Annotated in this window: 17 protein-coding genes and 1 riboswitch; of the genes, 8 read left to right on the plus strand and 9 right to left on the minus strand. The window is 37.5% G+C overall.

The window, feature by feature from the left end; genetic code table 11:
• Positions 1-117: 117 nt before the first annotated feature.
• A riboswitch (cobalamin riboswitch) is annotated at positions 118-319 on the plus strand.
• Positions 320-513: 194 nt separating this feature from the next.
• From metE to ACQY77_RS12350, 3 genes are all read left to right on the plus strand, one after another.
• Positions 514-2,844 (plus strand): 5-methyltetrahydropteroyltriglutamate--homocysteine S-methyltransferase, encoded by a 2,331-nt coding sequence (gene metE, locus ACQY77_RS12340; protein WP_421941841.1) that lies wholly within the window; start codon positions 514-516, stop codon positions 2,842-2,844.
• A gap of 67 nt (positions 2,845-2,911) precedes the next feature.
• Positions 2,912-3,298 (plus strand): acyl-CoA thioesterase, encoded by a 387-nt coding sequence (locus tag ACQY77_RS12345; RefSeq protein WP_421941840.1) that lies wholly within the window; start codon positions 2,912-2,914, stop codon positions 3,296-3,298.
• Positions 3,299-3,361: 63 nt separating this feature from the next.
• Positions 3,362-4,027, plus strand: a complete 666-nt coding sequence (locus tag ACQY77_RS12350; RefSeq protein WP_421941839.1) for a class I SAM-dependent methyltransferase — start codon at positions 3,362-3,364, stop codon at positions 4,025-4,027.
• Here ACQY77_RS12350 and ACQY77_RS12355 read toward each other — a convergent pair.
• Genes ACQY77_RS12355 through ACQY77_RS12365 form a run of 3 tightly spaced genes read right to left on the minus strand, consistent with a single transcriptional unit; the run spans position 4,024 to position 5,996 of the window.
• Positions 4,024-4,833 (minus strand): phosphatidate cytidylyltransferase, encoded by an 810-nt coding sequence (locus tag ACQY77_RS12355; RefSeq protein WP_421941838.1) that lies wholly within the window; start codon positions 4,831-4,833, stop codon positions 4,024-4,026. The two genes, ACQY77_RS12350 and ACQY77_RS12355, sit on opposite strands and share 4 nt — an antisense overlap.
• A 49-nt stretch (positions 4,834-4,882) precedes the next feature.
• Entirely contained in the window at positions 4,883-5,089 is a 207-nt protein-coding gene (locus ACQY77_RS12360; RefSeq protein WP_421941837.1) for a putative signal transducing protein, read from the minus strand.
• A complete protein-coding gene (locus ACQY77_RS12365; RefSeq protein ID WP_421941836.1) occupies positions 5,070-5,996 on the minus strand; it encodes a CPBP family intramembrane glutamic endopeptidase in 927 nt (308 codons plus the stop codon). Before ACQY77_RS12365 ends, ACQY77_RS12360 begins: the two co-directional genes overlap by 20 nt.
• Positions 5,997-6,039: 43 nt before the next feature.
• Between ACQY77_RS12365 and dusB the strand changes: the two genes are divergently transcribed.
• Entirely contained in the window at positions 6,040-7,047 is a 1,008-nt protein-coding gene (gene dusB / locus ACQY77_RS12370; protein ID WP_421941835.1) for a tRNA dihydrouridine synthase DusB, read from the plus strand.
• A gap of 37 nt (positions 7,048-7,084) precedes the next feature.
• Complete coding sequence (apaG, locus tag ACQY77_RS12375) at positions 7,085-7,471, plus strand: Co2+/Mg2+ efflux protein ApaG (RefSeq protein ID WP_090879713.1); 387 nt, start codon at positions 7,085-7,087, stop codon at positions 7,469-7,471.
• Between the two features lie 313 nt (positions 7,472-7,784).
• Here the strand turns inward: apaG and ACQY77_RS12380 are convergent, their stop codons facing one another.
• Positions 7,785-8,480 (minus strand): zinc metallopeptidase, encoded by a 696-nt coding sequence (locus ACQY77_RS12380; protein WP_421941834.1) that lies wholly within the window; start codon positions 8,478-8,480, stop codon positions 7,785-7,787.
• 84 nt (positions 8,481-8,564) lie between these two features.
• Here ACQY77_RS12380 and ACQY77_RS12385 point away from each other — a divergent pair, with 84 nt between their 5' ends.
• Positions 8,565-9,701 (plus strand): NAD(P)/FAD-dependent oxidoreductase, encoded by a 1,137-nt coding sequence (locus tag ACQY77_RS12385; protein ID WP_421941833.1) that lies wholly within the window; start codon positions 8,565-8,567, stop codon positions 9,699-9,701.
• Here ACQY77_RS12385 and ACQY77_RS12390 read toward each other — a convergent pair.
• Both ACQY77_RS12390 and purU read right to left on the minus strand, forming a co-directional pair.
• Positions 9,693-10,523 carry a hypothetical protein gene (locus ACQY77_RS12390; RefSeq protein ID WP_421941832.1) on the minus strand — a complete coding sequence of 277 codons (831 nt, stop codon included), beginning with the start codon at positions 10,521-10,523 and terminating at the stop codon, positions 9,693-9,695. The genes ACQY77_RS12385 and ACQY77_RS12390 overlap by 9 nt on opposite strands.
• A 115-nt stretch (positions 10,524-10,638) precedes the next feature.
• Entirely contained in the window at positions 10,639-11,478 is an 840-nt protein-coding gene (purU, locus tag ACQY77_RS12395; protein WP_421941831.1) for a formyltetrahydrofolate deformylase, read from the minus strand.
• A gap of 117 nt (positions 11,479-11,595) precedes the next feature.
• On the opposite strand from purU, the gene rmuC reads away from it, so the two are divergent.
• On the plus strand, positions 11,596-12,969 hold the full coding sequence (rmuC, locus tag ACQY77_RS12400) for a DNA recombination protein RmuC (RefSeq protein ID WP_421941830.1): 1,374 nt from the start codon (positions 11,596-11,598) through the stop codon (positions 12,967-12,969).
• 347 nt (positions 12,970-13,316) lie between these two features.
• Here the strand turns inward: rmuC and thiL are convergent, their stop codons facing one another.
• The 3 genes from thiL to nadA form a co-directional block, all read right to left on the minus strand.
• Positions 13,317-14,357, minus strand: coding sequence for a thiamine-phosphate kinase (gene thiL / locus ACQY77_RS12405; RefSeq protein ID WP_421941829.1), 1,041 nt, complete (start codon positions 14,355-14,357; stop codon positions 13,317-13,319).
• A gap of 91 nt (positions 14,358-14,448) precedes the next feature.
• Positions 14,449-15,687, minus strand: a complete 1,239-nt coding sequence (locus tag ACQY77_RS12410) for a dicarboxylate/amino acid:cation symporter (protein WP_421941828.1) — start codon at positions 15,685-15,687, stop codon at positions 14,449-14,451.
• 70 nt (positions 15,688-15,757) lie between these two features.
• Complete coding sequence (nadA, locus tag ACQY77_RS12415; protein WP_421941827.1) at positions 15,758-16,756, minus strand: quinolinate synthase NadA; 999 nt, start codon at positions 16,754-16,756, stop codon at positions 15,758-15,760.
• Between the two features lie 445 nt (positions 16,757-17,201).
• Here nadA and nadB point away from each other — a divergent pair, with 445 nt between their 5' ends.
• Positions 17,202-18,788 carry an L-aspartate oxidase gene (gene nadB, locus ACQY77_RS12420; RefSeq protein WP_421941826.1) on the plus strand — a complete coding sequence of 529 codons (1,587 nt, stop codon included), beginning with the start codon at positions 17,202-17,204 and terminating at the stop codon, positions 18,786-18,788.
• The last annotated feature ends 12 nt before the right edge of the window (positions 18,789-18,800 follow it).

The following is an 18,800-nucleotide window of genomic DNA, read 5'->3' on the forward strand; positions in this document are numbered from 1 at the left end:
GCGCTAAATTTGTTACAGACATAAAACTTACCCGGATTTGTCCAAAAATTAGCTAAACCGTCAAAATCCTGCTGCTTATTAGTTACATTTGCGCTTGATGTAAGTTCTTAACTTTATTTTTCATCAACCGGTGAAGGTCCTCGGTGTAATATCGGGGATAATAGGGAATCATGTGAAAATCATGAGCTGTCGCGCAACTGTAAGTCTTGTCTGTAAAAAAGGCAACAGTTTTATCATTCATGCCACTGTACTTTAAATGTATGGGAAGGCGATAAAACTGGGGATAAGTCAGGAGACCTGCCTTTTATCGAATTGACGATGCTTTCGCGTTATAAAGCCATTGGTCAGGTCTGATAAATACAATAGAATATCTGATTATTCATGTGCTCAAAGCATTTTCTGCAGTAGAGCGGATTTTGTATGCTTCAAACTTTTCCAGCGATTTATAGCCAAAAAGCTGTAAAATATTGCAAAAAGAGCTTTTAAATGATTTTTTACTTAATCTTTAAAAGAATGAAAACGCAAAATTTAGGCTATCCGCGAATTGGTAGCCACCGCGAACTGAAAAAAATCTGCGAAAATTATTGGGCAGGAAAAACAGGTTACAAAAATGTACTCCAGGTGGGTAAGAACATCCGCCACGAAAACTGGCAGCTACAAAAGGAAGCAGGGATCGACCTTATTCCTTCAAACGATTTTTCTTTTTATGATCATGTTCTTGATCATTCCCTGATGTTTGGCGCTATTCCAAAAAGATATAACGAGGTTATTTTGAGAAAGGGAAATGCAGAGCTTGATCTTTACTTCGCCATGGCGAGAGGTTATCAAAAAGAGGATTTGGATGTAGTAGCGATGGAAATGACGAAGTGGTTTGATACCAATTACCACTACATCGTACCAGAATTTTACAAAAACCAGCCCTTTAAGCTCTTTTCTACCAAAGTTATCGATGAATTTTATGAAGCCAAGCAACTGGGCATCATTAGTAAACCTGTGCTTATTGGACCGGTATCATACCTGCTCTTAGGCAAAGAAAAGGAAGCTGGCTTTGAAAAGATTGATTTAATTAAGAATCTTCTTCCTGTGTATCTTGATATCTTAAACAGGTTAGCTGCTTTAGATGCCGAGTACGTTCAGTTTGATGAGCCTTTTTTAGCGTTAGACTTATCCGAAAAGGAGCAGGCGGCATATCAATTTGTGTATAAGGAAATTAAAAAAGCCTTTCCAAAATTAAAAATAGTTCTGGCAACATATTTTGAAGGATTAGGAAACAACTTGACTTTAACCACCTCACTACCGTTTAATACATTACATATCGATTTGGTGAGAGCTGAAAATCAACTTGAATCGGTTATTGCAGCGCTTGGCGACGATAAAATATTATCATTAGGCCTTGTTGATGGTAGAAACATCTGGAAGAATGATTTCTCTAAATCCAGTGCCCTCATTACTCAGGCCGTAAAACATTTAGGTGCAGCCAGGGTATGGATTGCTCCATCGTGTTCCCTCATACATTCTCCAGTAGATTTAGATAATGAAACGGATGAACAAAACCTATCTGCAGAAGTTAAACAATGGCTGGCTTTTGCTAAACAAAAGGTCGCCGAAGTAGTTACTTTGAAAAAGATTGCCACACAAGAAAACCCTGCATCTACCCAGCAGAAACTAGAAGAAAACCTTATTGCTATTAATAACAGGGAAAACTCAACACTAATTCATAATCAGTTGGTTAAGCAACGTGTTAAAGCTTTACAAACAAAAGATTCAGAAAGATCAAATCCTTTTTCGCTCAGAAAAATTAAGCAGCAATCGTTAAACCTACCACAATACCCCACTACAACTATTGGATCGTTTCCACAAACAGTTGAAGTAAGAAGCTGGAGAGCTAAGTTTAAAAAAGGATTATTTACTGATGAAGAATATAACAGCTTAATTGCCGAAGAAACGGCCAAAGCCGTTAAATGGCAAGAGGAAATAGACCTCGATGTTTTGGTTCATGGCGAATTTGAACGCAATGATATGGTAGAATACTTTGGAGAGCAACTGGCTGGTTTTGCCTTTTCTAAAAACGGATGGGTACAAAGCTACGGTTCTCGCTGTGTGAAACCACCCATTATTTTTGGCGATGTTTCGCGCCCTAAACCAATGACAGTAAAATGGACATCGTTTGCACAATCCTTAACTTCCAGATACATGAAAGGGATGTTAACCGGCCCGGTAACCATCTTGCAATGGTCCTTTGTCAGAAACGATCAACCCCGTTCAGAAACCTGTACACAAATTGCCCTCGCGATTAGAGATGAGGTTATTGACTTAGAAAATGCCGGTATTAAAATCATCCAGATTGATGAACCTGCCATAAGAGAAGGGCTTCCATTGCGCAAAGCGGATTGGCAAAACTATCTTAACTGGGCTGTTAAGGCCTTCAGAATTTCTGCTGCTGGGGTTAAAGATGAAACACAGATCCACACACATATGTGCTATTCTGAATTTAACGACATTATACAGAATATCGCCGCTATGGATGCAGATGTAATTACAATAGAAACCTCCCGCTCTCAGATGGAGCTTTTAGATGCTTTCGCAAACTTCAAATATCCAAACGAAATCGGGCCTGGTGTTTATGATATTCACTCTCCGAGAGTTCCAAAAAGATCAGAAATGATCACTTTGTTAAAAAAAGCAAAAGCAGTTATCCCTCAAGATCAGCTATGGGTAAACCCAGATTGTGGTTTAAAAACCCGCGGCTGGGATGAAACCAAAAAAGCCTTAATTGAAATGGTTGAAGCAGCCAAAGAAATGCGTAAAACGGCTGCTGTTTTAACAGAAGACCTTCTGAATTGAGAATAATCTATAGCTTTGGCAACTTTCACGTTGAAAGTTGCCAATTTTTAAATCACATTGTATCCATATGACCTTAGCAGAAAGAATATTAAACTCTAAAACCAGTATTTTCAAAGCCGTTTTTCCTAATACCACAAACCATTATGATACCCTGTTTGGTGGCACAGCCATGCACATGATGGACGAAGTGGCGTTCATTACTGCTACACGCTTTAGCAGGCAAATTATGGTAACTGTAAGCAGCGATAGAATAGATTTTAAAAAACCCATACCGGCAGGCTCAATTGTGGAACTGGTAGGAAAAGTTATTCATGTGGGTAACACCAGTTTAAAAGTAAATGTCGAAATTTATATCGAACAAATGTATGCCGAAGGAAGAGAACTGGCCGTACATGGCGACTTTACATTTGTTGCCATTGATGAGCATAAGAAACCTGTTCAGGTGATCAAGTAATCTTGTAAGGGATATATAAAAAAATGTAACATTGTCCCTTAGCCAAAAACTAGCTTTGATATTATGGAAAATCAACCAACAACTGATGATTTTAAAGCAATTGCCAAACAATTAAGCTGCCCTGAAGGAGCAAATGGCATTAAAACCGGTGAGGCTATGAACCTTACCAATAAAGGTATGACTCAAGCCGCTATTGATGCAATAAGCCCACAAAATCAGGATCATATTCTGGAAATTGGTCATGGAAATGCCGGTCATTTAAAATATTTGCTGGCTAAGGCCCAGGAAATTCAATATCAGGGAGCAGACATTTCTGAAACAATCCTCATCGAAGCAAGAAGAATAAATCAAACTTTTATCAAACAAGGACGAGCTAATTTTACACTAACCGATGGCCAGTCATTACCATTCAAAAACGAAACTTTCCATAAAGTGTTTACTGTTAACACCATTTATTTCTGGAAAGATGCACCCGCCTATTTAACTGAAATTAAAAGGGTTATAAAACAAAATGGTTTATTTGCGTTATGTTTTGCAGATAAAGCCTTTATGGAAAAGCTGCCTTTCACACCTTATGGCTTTAAGCTTTACCATTTGGACAAAGTGAAAAACCTGCTTGAAAACGCAGGATTCACCATTTTTGATGAACTTGCTAATAACGAGCAAGTTAAAAGCAATGCAGGTGAAATGGTAACCAGGGATTACTTTGTTATTGTAGCCAAAAACTAGTAAAGAATAAGATAAAGATAAGCATATACTACCGGGGCGGCTAACAAAAGGCCATCAAAACGATCCAATAGCCCACCATGTCCAGGTAGCAAGCCACCACTATCTTTGGTATCTAGGCTTCTTTTCAACATAGATTCTACCAAATCGCCCAAAGTTCCGAAGCAGGCAATTAATACTGCCATTCCCGCCCATACAATAGCTATATTTTCAGTAAAAATAAAGGATAGGCCAATAGCCACCAAAACGCTGGTAAACATGCCTCCGAAAAAACCTTCCCAGCTTTTTTTTGGAGAGTGACGCTCAAACAATTTACGTTTGCCAAATTTCACACCGAACAAGTAGGCTCCTGTATCATTTGCCCATAGCATCAATAAAAAGGCCAGGGGAAAATGAAAGTTGTAGTTATTCCAGTCTTTCAAAAATCCCAAAGCATGGAAAAAGCAAAAGGGAATTGTGACATAAACAAATCCAACAAAAGTATAAGAGATATTTGCAAATGGGATTTTATTCTTTTTATAGAGTTCTGTAATGAAAACAGAAAAAATTAATGGAATACAAAGGAGCAAATACTTCACATCATATTTCAAATAATGCAAACCCGCTGCCATTAAAAAAATTAAAGCTCCTGCTATTATTCCTATATTTCTATGTGGCCGTATTCCTGAGTTTTTGATCAGTTTATAAAACTCAAACAGCGACAATACACTCAAAATAAGGTAAAAAGCCGTAAATGTGTAACTCCCTAAAAAAATGGAAGCCAGCATGACTATGGTAAAAAAGAAAGCGGTTATTGCCCGGGTTTTCATCTGAGATTAGAAGTAAATGGTGTAAGATTAAAGGTCAATTTGAAAAACGCTATTCAATTTCATTTTCAACAATGTATTCTATGGCTTTATTAAAATCGGCTTTATGAACGAGTACATTAATTTCACCTAAATGATAGGCAGATAATTGTTTGTTCATGGTTACTGCCGGAATTCCCGATTCGGTTAATCCCTGCTTCAAAACTTCGGCAGCAAAGGCATCAGCCGTTGTGTATACCTTAATCCAATTTTCGCTCACGCTGTGCTATATCTTTAAAAAATTTGAACAAAGCTATGGTAATTATTGCACTAATTAAATACCCGTACCATGGAAATCCTAAAGGTTCATCGGCTCTTTCCAACGGAATATTATGTTTTTGCATATAATAAGCCGCGCAAACCGCATAAGCATTGTTGATGAAATGACCAGCCATCGCGTACCAGATGCTTCTTCCGTAATAATAAAGATAGCCAAATCCAGCCCCCAGCAACATTCTGGGTATAAACCCATAAAATTGCATGTGTATAGCGCTAAATAAAATTGCCGCGATCCATATGGCGGCATGATGATTTTCAAAAGTGCGGTACAGGCTTCGCAGAACCCCTCCTCTGAACATCAATTCTTCACCTATGGCCGGTAAAACTGCTATTACAATTAAATTAATAACGAAATCCCAATTATTTCTAACGGTAATGAGTTTAATGGTCGTTTGCATTGCCGCCTCTTCCATTGCTCTCATCCAAACTTCAATGTTTTTCAGAAAATCAGGAAGAATCATTTTCTGGTTGGTAAGGGTAAACCATTCCATCAGAGGCATGCTTGCAATCATAATAATCAAAATCATACCCAATAGCACAAAAGAAGGTTTTTTAAAACTATAAAAGGTGCTTATTTTTTTCCGCTCCGTTAGCGCTAAAGCCCAGGCCGGAATTGCCATGAGTCCTATTGGTGTACTTAACGATTGTAGAATCTTAAATGCATTTACGTTCTTTGCGGTAATCTGCTGGGCCAAAATTTCCTGAATAATATTTAATCCATAAAAAGGAATTATAATTGCCAAAGCCAATGCACTGAAAACTAATGTACCCAATATAGCGTAAGCTAAAAGTAAAAGTAATTGCAAGAAAGGGTTGATTTCCTCCCGGTTAGGTGTTACAAAATTCATTATTTGTACCTTTGTATGTTTTATAAGTGTTGAAGATAGAAAAATGTCTGTAAAGATAGGAAATATAGATTTAGGGGAGTTCCCGCTTTTGCTGGCGCCCATGGAAGACGTGAGCGATCCTCCTTTCCGTTACGTATGCAAACAGAATGGAGCTGATTTGATGTATACGGAGTTCATTTCATCAGAGGGGTTAATTCGCGACGCAGCAAAAAGCATACAAAAGCTTGATATTTTTGAGTATGAAAGGCCGATTGGGATTCAGATTTTTGGTGGCGATATAGAGCATATGCGTGAGGCTTCGGAGATTGCTGCTGCTGCCGGACCCGATCTGGTAGACATTAATTATGGTTGTCCGGTAAAAAATGTTGTTTGTAAGGGAGCAGGTTCCAGTTTGTTGCAAGACATTGATAAAATGGTGAAAATGACAGATGCTGTTGTTAAAGCTTCACATTTACCCGTTACCGTAAAAACCCGTCTGGGTTGGGATGATAACACTAAAAACGTTTACGAGGTTGCCGAACGCTTACAAGATGTAGGTATTCAGGCTTTAACAATTCATGGCCGTACCAGAGCACAGCTTTACAAAGGCGAAGCAGACTGGAGCCTCATTAGAGAGATAAAACGTAATCCGCGCATTAAAATTCCAATTTTTGGTAATGGAGATGTGGATAGCCCGGAAAAAGCAGCAAACTGGCGAATGGAATATGAGGTGGATGGTATCATGATTGGCCGGGCAGTTATCGGTTACCCCTGGATTTTTAGAGAAGTAAAACATTTCTTTAAAACAGGAGAACACCTGGCAGGACCTACTATTGAAGAGCGAATCAATGTGTGTAGAACACATTTAGAAAAATCTATCCAATGGAAAGGACCCAAAACCGGCATTTTTGAAATGCGTCGTCACTATGCCAATTATTTCAAAGGCTTGCCAGATTTTAAACCTTACCGGATGCGTTTAGTAGCAGAACCGGATATCAGCAACATTTACAGCATTTTAGAAGAAGTAGCAGAAAAATTCGCCAATTACGACGCAACAAAAGTAATGGCTTGATTTTTGAAAAGCATTTTGTACATTCGTATTAGTCACCATGGTTACAGCAATTACAGATGGAGTTAAGGTTTCGGTAGAAACCGTATACCAACCGGAGTATTCCAATCCTTCGAATGAACATTTTATGTTCGCTTACCGGGTAGAAATATCCAATCTTACTGATTATGCTGTACAGCTTTTACGCCGTCAATGGTTCATTTTTGATTCAAACAGTAGCCGCAGAGAAGTAGAAGGGGAGGGTGTAGTTGGTTTACAGCCTGTTATCAACCCCGGAGAAACTCACGTTTATGTTTCCGGATGTAATCTCAAAACGGATATGGGAAGCATGCGGGGTACTTATTTAATGAAACGTTTAATGGATGAAGCAGAATTTGACGTAGATATTCCTGAGTTTCAACTAATCGCTCCTTATAAGCTTAATTAATTTTTTAAAGCTTTTCGCTAAGTGTGGCTCGTCAATCTATTGATTTGTTACCCTTGCATTTATTGCAGATATTTTTGCAATCAATCCTTTTTAGTTAAAGCGTATCGCTACGACTTTCAAATTGGAGTTTATATTATAGTAAGCCCTGATAATCCTCATATGGATTTCCCCCATTTCCCATGACTAATGATTAATGACAAATGACCAGTGACTAATGACTGATGACCAGTGACACGTGACCAGTGAACCGTTAAAACTAAAAAAGCGGCAAGGAGTAAACCTTAACCGCTTCGTTTTTCATAGCTAGTATTTTTTAATCCCGGCTTCTTCCAAATAGCATAGAAGCATAGTAAAGCAGGTTAGCGAGTGCACCCACTGCAGCAACAACATAGGTCATTGCAGCCCACCATAATGCATCTTTCGCCTGACTGTTCTCTTCCGCTGTTTGCATTACGCCTCTATTGTTTTTCAACCAGGCCAATGCTCTGTTACTGGCATCAAACTCTACTGGCAGGGTTACAATACTAAATAATGTAATGAGTGCTAAACCCACTACTCCAATAGCCAAAACAATTGGATTGCCGGTAAAACTGATTAACAAAACACCTATTAATAAAACCCATTGTAAAAGATTAGAGGATATGCTCACAACCGGTACCATCGTACTTCTTAGATTTAACCAAGAGTAAGACTTAGCATGTTGTACAGCATGCCCACATTCATGAGCGGCAACAGCTGCTGCTGCAACACTTCGACTGTAGTAAACATCAGTACTTAAATTGACTGTTCTATCTGTTGGGTTGTAATGATCTGTTAATTGTCCTTCGGTACTCATCACCTTCACATCGTAAATCCCACTATCGTGTAGCATTCTCTCTGCTACCTCCTTGCCCGATAAACCTGAGCTAAGTTGCATTTCTGCGTACTTAGAAAATTTATTCCTAAAGCGCCATTGCACAAACATGCTCAGCAATAATACCGGGACGATTAATATTAAATAAACTCCCATTGTTCTTATGTATGTTTTTCATTTCAATTATATCAAAAAGCGTTCCCATATTATTTGGTGATCAAAATATATTACATTTATCAAATGAAATGCACACTTTCATACTGGGAAAAGCATAGTTTTTTTAATTATGATGTCATAATTATTGGCAGCGGTATAGTTGGTTTAAGCTGTGCAATCCACCTAAAGAAAACATCCCCAAATTTAAAAATTGCTGTGCTGGAGCGTGGTTTCCTGCCTTCAGGTGCCAGCACTAAAAATGCGGGTTTTGCTTGCTTCGGCAGTATTTCAGAACTCATTGAACAAGAAAAAACAGCTGGTTCTGACGGCCTTGCAAAACTCATAGAAAGCCGATGGAAAGGTTTGCTCAAACTCCGTAAACTGATTGGTGATAAAACAATGGATTATCATTGCTTTGGAGGCTATGAATTATTTAAAAAAACTGATCACAGTACCACCCAACACAGTGTAGCGAAAATTGAACATTTTAACCAATTGCTGGATGATATTGTAGGAAAGAATACTTTTTCGGTATGCAATGAAAAAATTGATGTATTTGGCTTTAAGAACATTAGCCAGCTTATTTTCAATAAATACGAAGCCCAGATAGATACCGGTAAAATGATGTTTGCATTAATTGAACATGCGCAAAAAACAGGAATCAGCATTTTCAATAATTGCGAAGTATCAGAAATCATAAATGAAGAAAAATCTATAACATTAAAAACTCCTGCCGGAGAATTTCACTGCAATCAATTGGCCATTGCAACAAATGCTTTTGTACAAACACTATTGCCAGAATTGAACATTAAGCCTGGAAGAGGCCAGGTGTTAATTACTAAACCCATTCCTAATCTAAAATTAACGGGAACTTTTCATTATGATAAAGGTTTCTACTATTTCCGTAATATTAACCAGCGCATACTTTTAGGTGGTGGTAGAAATTTAGATTTTAAGTCAGAGGAAACCACCGAATTTGGTGAAACCGAATTGGTTCAGGCATCTTTAGAAGAGCTGTTAAAAACTGTAATTCTACCCCGGCAATATTTTGAAATAGATCTGCGCTGGAGTGGAATTATGTCTTTTGGTTCAATACTCGAACCATTAATATCTACAGTGGATGCTAATATCAGTTATGCTACACGCTGTAACGGAATGGGAGTAGCCATTGGATCGCAAACTGGTGAGGATTTGGCTAATGAGGTTTTAAAATTACTGTAGTTGTTTCAACATCTGGTCAATTTTCTCGGTGTAACTAATGGGTACTATCCACCTGTCAACTTCTTTTCTCCAATATTGTAATTTTTCCTTGTTTTTTAACTTAAAATATTGGAAAGCGATGTTGTATGCCATCTCAGCCTTAGTTACTTCCTCTTTGCATTCGCACAAAGCGTGACGATAAATTTCCTCAGCATTATCCATTTTATTGCCGCCAGTTAAAGAAAAAACCTGGTTACCATATAAATTACAGTTATTTTTTTCATCCATCACACTATATATAGCATCAGTGGTGTAAGCTTCTGCACGCTGATATTTTTTCTGCTCGATAAAAGCTCTCGAAAACTCTATGTCCAAACCCGGATATTTGCTGTTCTTTTTTCTTACAGCATTTAAATATTTCAATGCTGTAGTTGGGTCATTCCATTGATTATATGTAGATCCTAACCTAAAAAGCCTGTTGATATCCTCATCGCTCGTCTTAAAAAATGACAACCAGGAAGGGTTTTCTGTAATTTCCAATTCCTTAAACCATAAACTTGGTAATAAGGCTACTTTTACTGCTGTAGATGAAATCCTCACTTTTGCAGGATCTATTTTTTTAGGAATAAGCCTCTGCCCATCCTGAGTAAAAGTCCCCGCTACATTAAGGGTTAATCCAGCAGAATTATCCAAATAAACAAAGCCAAAGGCATAACTTGAATCTGTTGCAGCTACAATCCATTTGTTTTCACAGTCAATAAGACGCTGGTCAAATTTTAAAGTCGTTTGGGCCTTTACTGCTGTAGCATAAAGCATCAGCAGGAGCATAGTTAAGAATCTCATAAGTAAACATTTGTGTGTATTCTAATATAAGCCTTTTTATTGCCATTTGGAAAAGTCTTATACTCAAAATTGAACAACACTAAAAATCAACCTGGAAATTACGGCTACAAACTATTTATTTGAATACGATGGTTTTATTGCCACTTACAAAAACCCGATCCTCAACCACTAAAGCCAAAGCATCTAAAAGTACTTTCTTCTCTATTTCCTTTCCGGCCCTAACCATGTCCTTTACGCTAAAGTTATGGTCAACGGGAGCAGTATGTTGCGTAATTATAGGCCCTTCGTCCAAATTATTCGTTACAAAATGTGCCGTTGCGCCAATAATTTTGACCCCTCTTTCAAACGCTTGCCGATAGGGATTTGCTCCAATAAATGCCGGTAAAAATGAGTGATGAATATTGATAATTTTACCAGCATAATCCTTTACAAAATCTGCTGAAAGAATGCGCATAAATTTGGCTAAAACCACATAATCAACTTCAAATTGGTCTATAATACCTTTAATCTCCGCTTCAAACTGGCTTTTTTCCTTCTCTGTATGCGTAACATAGAAATAAGGTATTCCCAATTTTTCGGTAAAATCTCTTAAATCCTCGTAATTACCAATTACGCATTGAACTTCAGCTCCGAGTGTTTTAAATTGATTTTTAATCAGAATCTCTGCCAGGCAATGGTATTCTTTGGTAACCAATACTGCAATTTTCTTGTCTTGTTGAGTAATAACATTCACCTCAGCCTGCCCTGGTAAACTGTTCAGTAATTCGGTTTTTAAACCTTCTGTGCTATCCAAAAGCCCCGTACAGGCTATCCTGGTAAAAAAAGCTTTGTTTTCTTCATCAACAAACTCCCGCATAGCGATGATATTCAACTGGTGGTTAGCCAAAATATTGGTGATGTGTGTTACTAAACCTACCTGGTCAGGGCAGGAGATTAATACAGTTAACTGGTTCATTTATACGATTTAAAGTTCAATGATAATTATTTTTTGTGGCTTAACATAGCTTTATCTAAACGAATTTTTTTGGTAAAGCTATTTAAAATTTCGATTTTTGCTAAAATTTTTATCATTATGGAAATCGTCATTATTGGGCTTCTTGCTGTTATTGTGATTGCTTTGATCATACTTATTTTCAAGAAAAATCAATCCGGAACTGCAATATCATCTCTGGATTTTGAAACAGTTATTACAGAAAATAATGCCTTAAAAATAAATTTAGCCAAAACAGAAGAGCGTGTTGCTAACCTGACAACTGAAAAAGAACACATTACTGCGCTATTGAAAGAAGAACAAAAACGTTTGATAGATGAGCTCCAGACAGAACGAGACCGGTTGGCAGACGCCAATCGCGAGTTAGAAAGTACCCGCTCTTTTTACCAGGCCGAAAAAGAAAAACTGGCCGAACAGAAAGTTCAACTGGAACAATCTCAAATGAAACTCAACAAAGATTTTGAACTTATCGCCAACAAAATATTGGAAGAGAAATCGAATAAGTTTGTAGAAAACAATAAAGCTAATCTGGACATTATACTAAATCCGCTGAAGGAAAATATTAAAGCATTTGAAGAAAAGGTTGAAAAGGTTTATAAAGCTGAATCTGATGAAAGAAACAGCTTAAAAGGAGTAATTGGCTTATTGATGGACCAGAGTAAACAGATTCAGGAGGATGCTAATAATTTAACAAAAGCTTTAAAAGGTGATAGCAAAAAGCAGGGAAACTGGGGTGAGGTAATCCTCGAGAAAGTTTTAGAGCGGTCAGGACTCGTTCGCGATCAGGAATATCGCATTCAAGCCTCGCTGGTATCCGCCGAAGGCGGTCGCTACCAGCCCGATGTAGTCATTGACCTTCCTGATGATAAACACCTTATTGTAGACGCTAAGGTATCATTAGTTGCTTATGAGCGATCTGTATCGGCTGAGTCTGACGAAGAGCGTGAAGGCTATTTAAAACAGCATTTAGCCTCTATTAAACAACACGTACAAGAGCTATCAAGCAAAAACTACCAGGACCTGTACCAGATTAATTCTCCAGACTTTGTTTTGCTTTTCGTTCCGATTGAATCATCTTTTAGTATTGCAGTGCAAAAAGATGCAGAATTATTCAATTTCGCCTGGGACAGGCGGGTTGTGATTGTAAGCCCTTCTACCTTATTAGCCACCTTACGTACCATCGCCAGCATGTGGAAACAAGAAAGACAGAACAGAAATGTAATGGAAATTGCCCGTTTAAGTGGTAGTATGTATGATAAGTTTGTGGGCTTTATGGCTGATATGGAGAACATTGGCCGATATATGAAGCAAGGCCAGGATGCTTATGATAAGGCGGTCAACAAACTATCAGTTGGTACAGGAAACTTGACTAATACCTCTGAAAAAATTAAAAGACTAGGTGCTAAAGCCACTAAGCAAATTGACCTGAAGTATTTAGACGGGGAGGAGAGTTAACTATATTTTAATGCTATGAGCGCATGTTCTAACAGATAAGTTGAGTGGGTTGATTAAGCATTCTGAGTCACAAAAGGGACCGAAGCTTTAAATTATTGGATTTAACAATAAAATTAACCAAACCTACAAAGGTAGTAAAATTTATTTAAATGCCTTTAAACGATTTTTTTTAAAAAATTATCATCTCTGTATAGTACCTCAATTTTATAGCTGAATCTGGTATAATCTGTCAGTGCTTACTTAAGATGGTTGGTGAGTCACGCAGCTATTAAAATAAAATGTCGTCACAGGGCAACATTTCAGTTGAACCTCAGATGACGACATTATAATTATTTTTATTGTGTTAACTATTTCTTAAAAGCATTCCATCCCTGTGCTTTCAACTCGTGTACTTTCTCCGATTTAGAGATCATTTTACAGCCCGAATTTTTATCCGTAACATGCCCAATTACGGTGATATCTACGTCATGTTTTAATTTTTTATAATCTTCCTGGCTGATGGTAAATAACAATTCATAATCTTCACCCCCACTTAAAGCACAAACAGTTGGGTCTAATCCTAATTCTCTTGCAGTTTCGTAAGTCATTGGATCCAGGGGAATTTTTTCTTCATAAATTGTAATTCCTTTATCGGATTGTGATGCCAGGTGTAATATTTCAGATGCCAAACCATCAGAAACATCAATCATTGAAGTAGGTTTGATATCCATATCCGCTAATAAAGCCACAATATCTCTACGGGCTTCAGGCTTCAACTGACGCTCAATAATATAATCCTTTCCCTCCAGATCCGGTTGAATCTGAGGATTTTCCAAATAAATCAACTTCTCTCTTTCTAAAATCTGAAGTCCAAGATAAGCACCACCTAAATCACCCGATACACACAATAAATCATGCTCCTGTGCACCATTTCTGTATACCACTTTATCAGCATCAGCATAACCAATACTAGTTATACTGATCACTAAGCCCTGTTTACTGGAGGAAGTATCCCCACCAATTACATCAACGTTATATTTTTTGCAAGCCAGTTCTATTCCTTTATAAATTTCTTCAACAGCTTCCAAAGGAAATTTACTCGATAAACCTAAGGAAACAGTGATTTGGCTCGCCACACCATTCATGGCATATATATCGCTCAAATTAACTTGTACCGCTTTGTAACCCAGGTGTACTAATGGCACATAGGCCAGGTCAAAATGGATTCCTTCTAACAACAAATCAGTTGATACCAGAATCTGCTTTCCATTTGCATCTATTACTGCTGCATCATCTCCAATGCCTTTAACCGACTGTTCATTTTTAATTTCGAAATGATCTGTTAAATGCCTAATCAGTCCAAATTCTCCTAATTCATTAATGTCAGTACGTTCTTTATTTTCAAACATATTATCAATCTTTTTCAATAATGGGGCAGCTGCCCCTATCTTTCTATAAATTTACTAAATACACAAATGGTATTTTATAACATCCAGGTATTTAAGAAGATAAGATCTTCTCCTGCATCCAATTCTTACCCTCCGTAAATCTGGCAATCAACATAGCAGCCACATTATCTCCGGTAGCATTTAGCAACGTTGCCATCGGATCTACGAGCGTACCAATAATCATAGCTGGCGGTAATGCTTCAGGTGGTAATTGATATGCTGATATCATCAATAATTCACCAATATATCCTCCATTTGGGATTCCTCCTTCCACTATACTTACTAAAACCGTGATGCCCAATGCCAAAATAATGGTATCTACCTGTACCAATTCCTTTCCGAAGATTGCAAAAACTACAGCAATCTTAATAATAGAACTGATACTGGAGCCATCTTTATGTAAAGTAGCACCCAACGGAATGGTTACGTTAGCAATATAGGCCGGGACACCCATTTTTAAAGTTCCATCTAAGTTCGCCGGAATAGTTGCAATACTACTACAAGTACCTACCGAAGTAAGGGAAGGGACAATGTTGTTTTTCCAAAATAGTTTTATTGCCTTAAATCCTCCGGCTATAAAAGCATACAAAGTGAAGAAAACAATAAAATAAAATGCACCAACACCATAATACAAACCCAGTGCTTTAGCATAGGTACCAAAAAGCTGAGGCCCGAAAACACCAACCTGATAGGCAAAATATGCTCCTAAACCAATAGGTCCTAATTTCATTATCAAAATGATGAGCTTTTTCATTACTTCATTGCCCGAAACCAGGAACTTTTTGAATGCATCTCCAGATTCACCGGAATACAATGTAGAAAAGCCCACCAATACAGAAAATATGATCAATGCAAGCATATTTTTCCTGCTTCCAATTTCAAAAAACTCTCCTACTGTAAGCAACTGGGTCATCTGTTGGCCAATTGATTCTATTTTTTCTTCTTTGAGGTTTGCAGTACCTGCAGCCAGTTCCTGATGAATTGGAAAAATCCAGGTGGCAAGTAAAGTTAACATTGCAGATATCAACACCGTAGAAAGGAAAACTAAAACCATAATAGTCAATAATTTACCTAGCTTTTTGGATCTATCGATATTCGCAATTGCTGAAGAAACCGCGAAAAATACCAATGGAATAACAGCCGTAAACAAAAGATTAAGAAAGATATCGCCCAGTGGCTTAATACTTTCAACTTTCGTCCCAAAAATTAAGCCCACAATGCTTCCAACAACAATACCTGCCAAAAGCCAAAGCAAACCTGCATAATTTTTAAGGATGTTATTTTTTTCCATAGTTGTTGCATTAAAACATCCGAAGGTTACTGCGCACAGGCAACCTAAAAACCTCGGATGCTTATCAGGCTTAAAGACCCAATTCGGCCGAAATGTCCAGCATTCTTTGAATCGGCTTCCTTGCTTCTTCGATAATATGATCAGGTACAGTTACTTCGGGGCTGCCGTTTTTTATACATAAATACAATTTTTCGAGTGTATTTCGCTTCATATACGGACAATCGTTACATGCGCAGCTGTTATTGGGTGGCGCAGGTATAAAAGTTTTAGTCGGATTAGCCTTCTCCATCTGATGGATAATTCCACTTTCAGTTGCCACAATAAATTCAGTTGCAGGATTGCTGATGGTATACTTCAATAAACCTGTCGTAGACCCGATGTAATCAGCCATTTTTAAAACCACTTCCTCACATTCCGGATGGGCAATAAATTTAGCATTTGGATGCCGTTCCTTTAGCTTGGTAATTTTTTCCTGCGAGAAAATCTCATGTACCATACAAGCACCATTCCAGAGCACCAGGTCTCTGCCAGTCTTCTTAGCCACATAGGCACCTAAATTTCGATCAGGACCGAAAATAATCTTTTGATCTTTTGGCAGGCTTTCCACAATCTGCACCGCATTGGTACTTGTACAAACAATGTCACTTAAAGCTTTTAATTCGGCCGTGCAGTTTACGTAAGTGATTACCAGGTGATCTGGATATTTTTCCTTAAACTTTTTAAACAGGTGTGGTGGACAACTATCAGCTAAAGAACAACCTGCCTTAACATCGGGTAATAAAACCTTTTTGTTAGGCGACAAAATCTTCGCCGTTTCTGCCATGAAATGTACACCTGCAAACACAATTACATCAGCATCAGTTTTAGCAGCTTCCTGAGATAGGCCTAAACTATCACCAATATAATCTGCAATATCCTGAATATCAGGTTCTTGATAATAATGTGCAAGTATAATTGCGTTTTTTTCCTTTTTTAATCTTTCAATCTCAGCAAAAAGGTCTAGCGTTGGATCTATATACTCCTCAACAAATCCCTTTTTATTGATTTCTTCTAGGACATCTATGTTCATTGTTAATTTCCTTCAATTTTTTTGAGGTGCTCAAAGATACAAGCTTTCAACGTCTCAATAATTAATAAATATTTTAATTAAATAAATCTTTAATGTTTATTAGTGTGTTAGTATTGTTGACAAGTTTAAAAAAAACATTCTTCCATTTAAGTTATTAATGGTTTACTAACATTTGGATTACATTTTTATAATATCATAAGATTGATTCTCAGCACTATCAAAAACAGCTTCAAAAATTATCAATATCCGAATGTTAATTGTTTATAAGTGTGTGAAAAGTTAATTACTTGTACAAATGTGGTTAAAAATTGCTTAAAAGATTGTGGCAAATTGTCTTTTTAAAGTAGCTTTAAACATTCAAATTTATTTGTTAGAATAATTTAGACATAGAGTTAACATTTGTTCCATAGTTATTAACATCGTTTATAACTTAAAGGTTTTTTTAATGAGAAAAGTAGATTTTCTGGTAATTGGTTCAGGTATAGCGGGTTTGAGTTTCGCACTTAAAGCTGCTAAATATGGCAAGGTTTTAATCGTTACAAAGTCGAACGAGGATGAATCCAATACAAAGTATGCCCAGGGAGGTGTAGCTGTTGTTGTGGATAAAGATGATTCGTTTGAAAAACATATACAAGATACGCTCATTGCCGGCGACGGTTTATGCGATGAAAAAATTGTGGAAATCGTTGTAAAAGAGGGGCCTCAGCGTATTCAGGAGATCATAGATTATGGTATTAATTTCGATAAGGACAACTCAGGTTTCTACGATTTAGCGAAGGAGGGAGGGCACTCTGAACACCGTGTTTTGCACTATAAAGATATCACAGGATATGAGATTGAACGGGTACTACTAAATGAAATTCATGAGAATCCCAACATAGAGATATTAACACATTACTTTGCTTTGGAGTTAATTACCCAGCATCACCTGGGGGAATTTGTGGATAAACGTACTGAAGATATTAACTGTTACGGGATATATGCCTTTAACACAGAGCTTAACGATGTGGAAAAGATCTTAGCAAGTGTTACGGTAATGGCTTCTGGCGGTGCGGGCCACGTGTATTCTGCTACTACAAATCCGGTTATTGCAACAGGCGATGGAATGGCAATGGTTTATCGTGCCAAGGGAAAAGTAAGGAATATGGAGTTTATACAGTTCCATCCAACGGCTTTATATCATCCTGGTGAGTATCCTTCTTTTTTAATTTCTGAGGCTGTAAGGGGCTTTGGTGGTGTTTTAAGGAGAAAGAATGGGGAAGAATTTATGCAAGAGTATGATGAGCGTAAATCATTGGCTCCCAGAGATATAGTTGCGCGTGCGGTTGATGCTGAAATGAAGAAATCTGGTGATGACTTTGTTTATTTAGACATTACCATGCGTAAGAAGGCCGATATATTAAAGCACTTTCCTAATATATATGCAAAATGTTTGTCTATCGGAATAGATATGACTAAAGATTATATCCCCGTAACGCCTGCTTCTCATTATATGTGTGGTGGTATTTTAGTAGACGAATACGGACGGTCGTCTATAAAAAATTTATATGCTTGTGGGGAATGCTCCTCTACGGGCTTACATGGTGCTAACCGCTTGGCATCTAATTCTTTACTCGAAGCAACAGTTTTTGCACACCGCATTTATCAGGATGCCATAGAAAATTTTAAAAAGAATGTTATTCCTGATGATATTCCAGAATGGGATGATAATGGTGTAATTCAAAGTAATGAGGATGTTTTGGTGACGCACAATTTAAGAGAACTGCAGAAGATTATGGGAGATTATGTCGGGATAGTTCGTTCAGATTTCAGGTTAGAGCGTGCACACAGACGTCTTTTCTTAATTTATCAGGAGACTGAAGAATTTTATAAGAAGAACAAGGTTTCTGTTAAACTCTGCGAGCTTAGGAATGTAATTCAAACTGCCTATCTGGTGATTAAATCAGCTATGCAAAGAAAGGAGAGTAGGGGCTTACATTATACTACTGATTATCCTGAGCATGCCACACAATTAACTGATACCGTTTTTTAAACTTGTAATTAG

Origin of the sequence: Pedobacter sp. (genome assembly GCF_965279535.1) — a bacterium.
In the GTDB taxonomy this organism is placed as follows: Bacteria; Bacteroidota; Bacteroidia; order Sphingobacteriales; family Sphingobacteriaceae; genus Pedobacter.

Excerpts from the sequence above, each read along its gene's own strand:
- ACQY77_RS12350 (WP_421941839.1), top strand. The coding sequence starts at position 3,362 with ATGGAAAATCAACCAACAACTGATGATTTTAAAGCAATTGCCAAACAA.
- ACQY77_RS12390 (WP_421941832.1), bottom strand. The coding sequence starts at position 10,523 with ATGAGATTCTTAACTATGCTCCTGCTGATGCTTTATGCTACAGCAGTA.
- ACQY77_RS12345 (WP_421941840.1), top strand. The coding sequence starts at position 2,912 with ATGACCTTAGCAGAAAGAATATTAAACTCTAAAACCAGTATTTTCAAA.
- ACQY77_RS12365 (WP_421941836.1), bottom strand. The coding sequence starts at position 5,996 with ATGAATTTTGTAACACCTAACCGGGAGGAAATCAACCCTTTCTTGCAA.
- thiL (WP_421941829.1), bottom strand. The coding sequence starts at position 14,357 with ATGTTTGAAAATAAAGAACGTACTGACATTAATGAATTAGGAGAATTT.
- ACQY77_RS12385 (WP_421941833.1), top strand. The coding sequence starts at position 8,565 with ATGAAATGCACACTTTCATACTGGGAAAAGCATAGTTTTTTTAATTAT.
- nadB (WP_421941826.1), top strand. The coding sequence starts at position 17,202 with ATGAGAAAAGTAGATTTTCTGGTAATTGGTTCAGGTATAGCGGGTTTG.
- metE (WP_421941841.1), top strand. The coding sequence starts at position 514 with ATGAAAACGCAAAATTTAGGCTATCCGCGAATTGGTAGCCACCGCGAA.
- apaG (WP_090879713.1), top strand. The coding sequence starts at position 7,085 with ATGGTTACAGCAATTACAGATGGAGTTAAGGTTTCGGTAGAAACCGTA.
- ACQY77_RS12355 (WP_421941838.1), bottom strand. The coding sequence starts at position 4,833 with ATGAAAACCCGGGCAATAACCGCTTTCTTTTTTACCATAGTCATGCTG.
- dusB (WP_421941835.1), top strand. The coding sequence starts at position 6,040 with ATGTCTGTAAAGATAGGAAATATAGATTTAGGGGAGTTCCCGCTTTTG.
- rmuC (WP_421941830.1), top strand. The coding sequence starts at position 11,596 with ATGGAAATCGTCATTATTGGGCTTCTTGCTGTTATTGTGATTGCTTTG.
- purU (WP_421941831.1), bottom strand. The coding sequence starts at position 11,478 with ATGAACCAGTTAACTGTATTAATCTCCTGCCCTGACCAGGTAGGTTTA.
- ACQY77_RS12410 (WP_421941828.1), bottom strand. The coding sequence starts at position 15,687 with ATGGAAAAAAATAACATCCTTAAAAATTATGCAGGTTTGCTTTGGCTT.
- ACQY77_RS12380 (WP_421941834.1), bottom strand. The coding sequence starts at position 8,480 with ATGGGAGTTTATTTAATATTAATCGTCCCGGTATTATTGCTGAGCATG.
- nadA (WP_421941827.1), bottom strand. The coding sequence starts at position 16,756 with ATGAACATAGATGTCCTAGAAGAAATCAATAAAAAGGGATTTGTTGAG.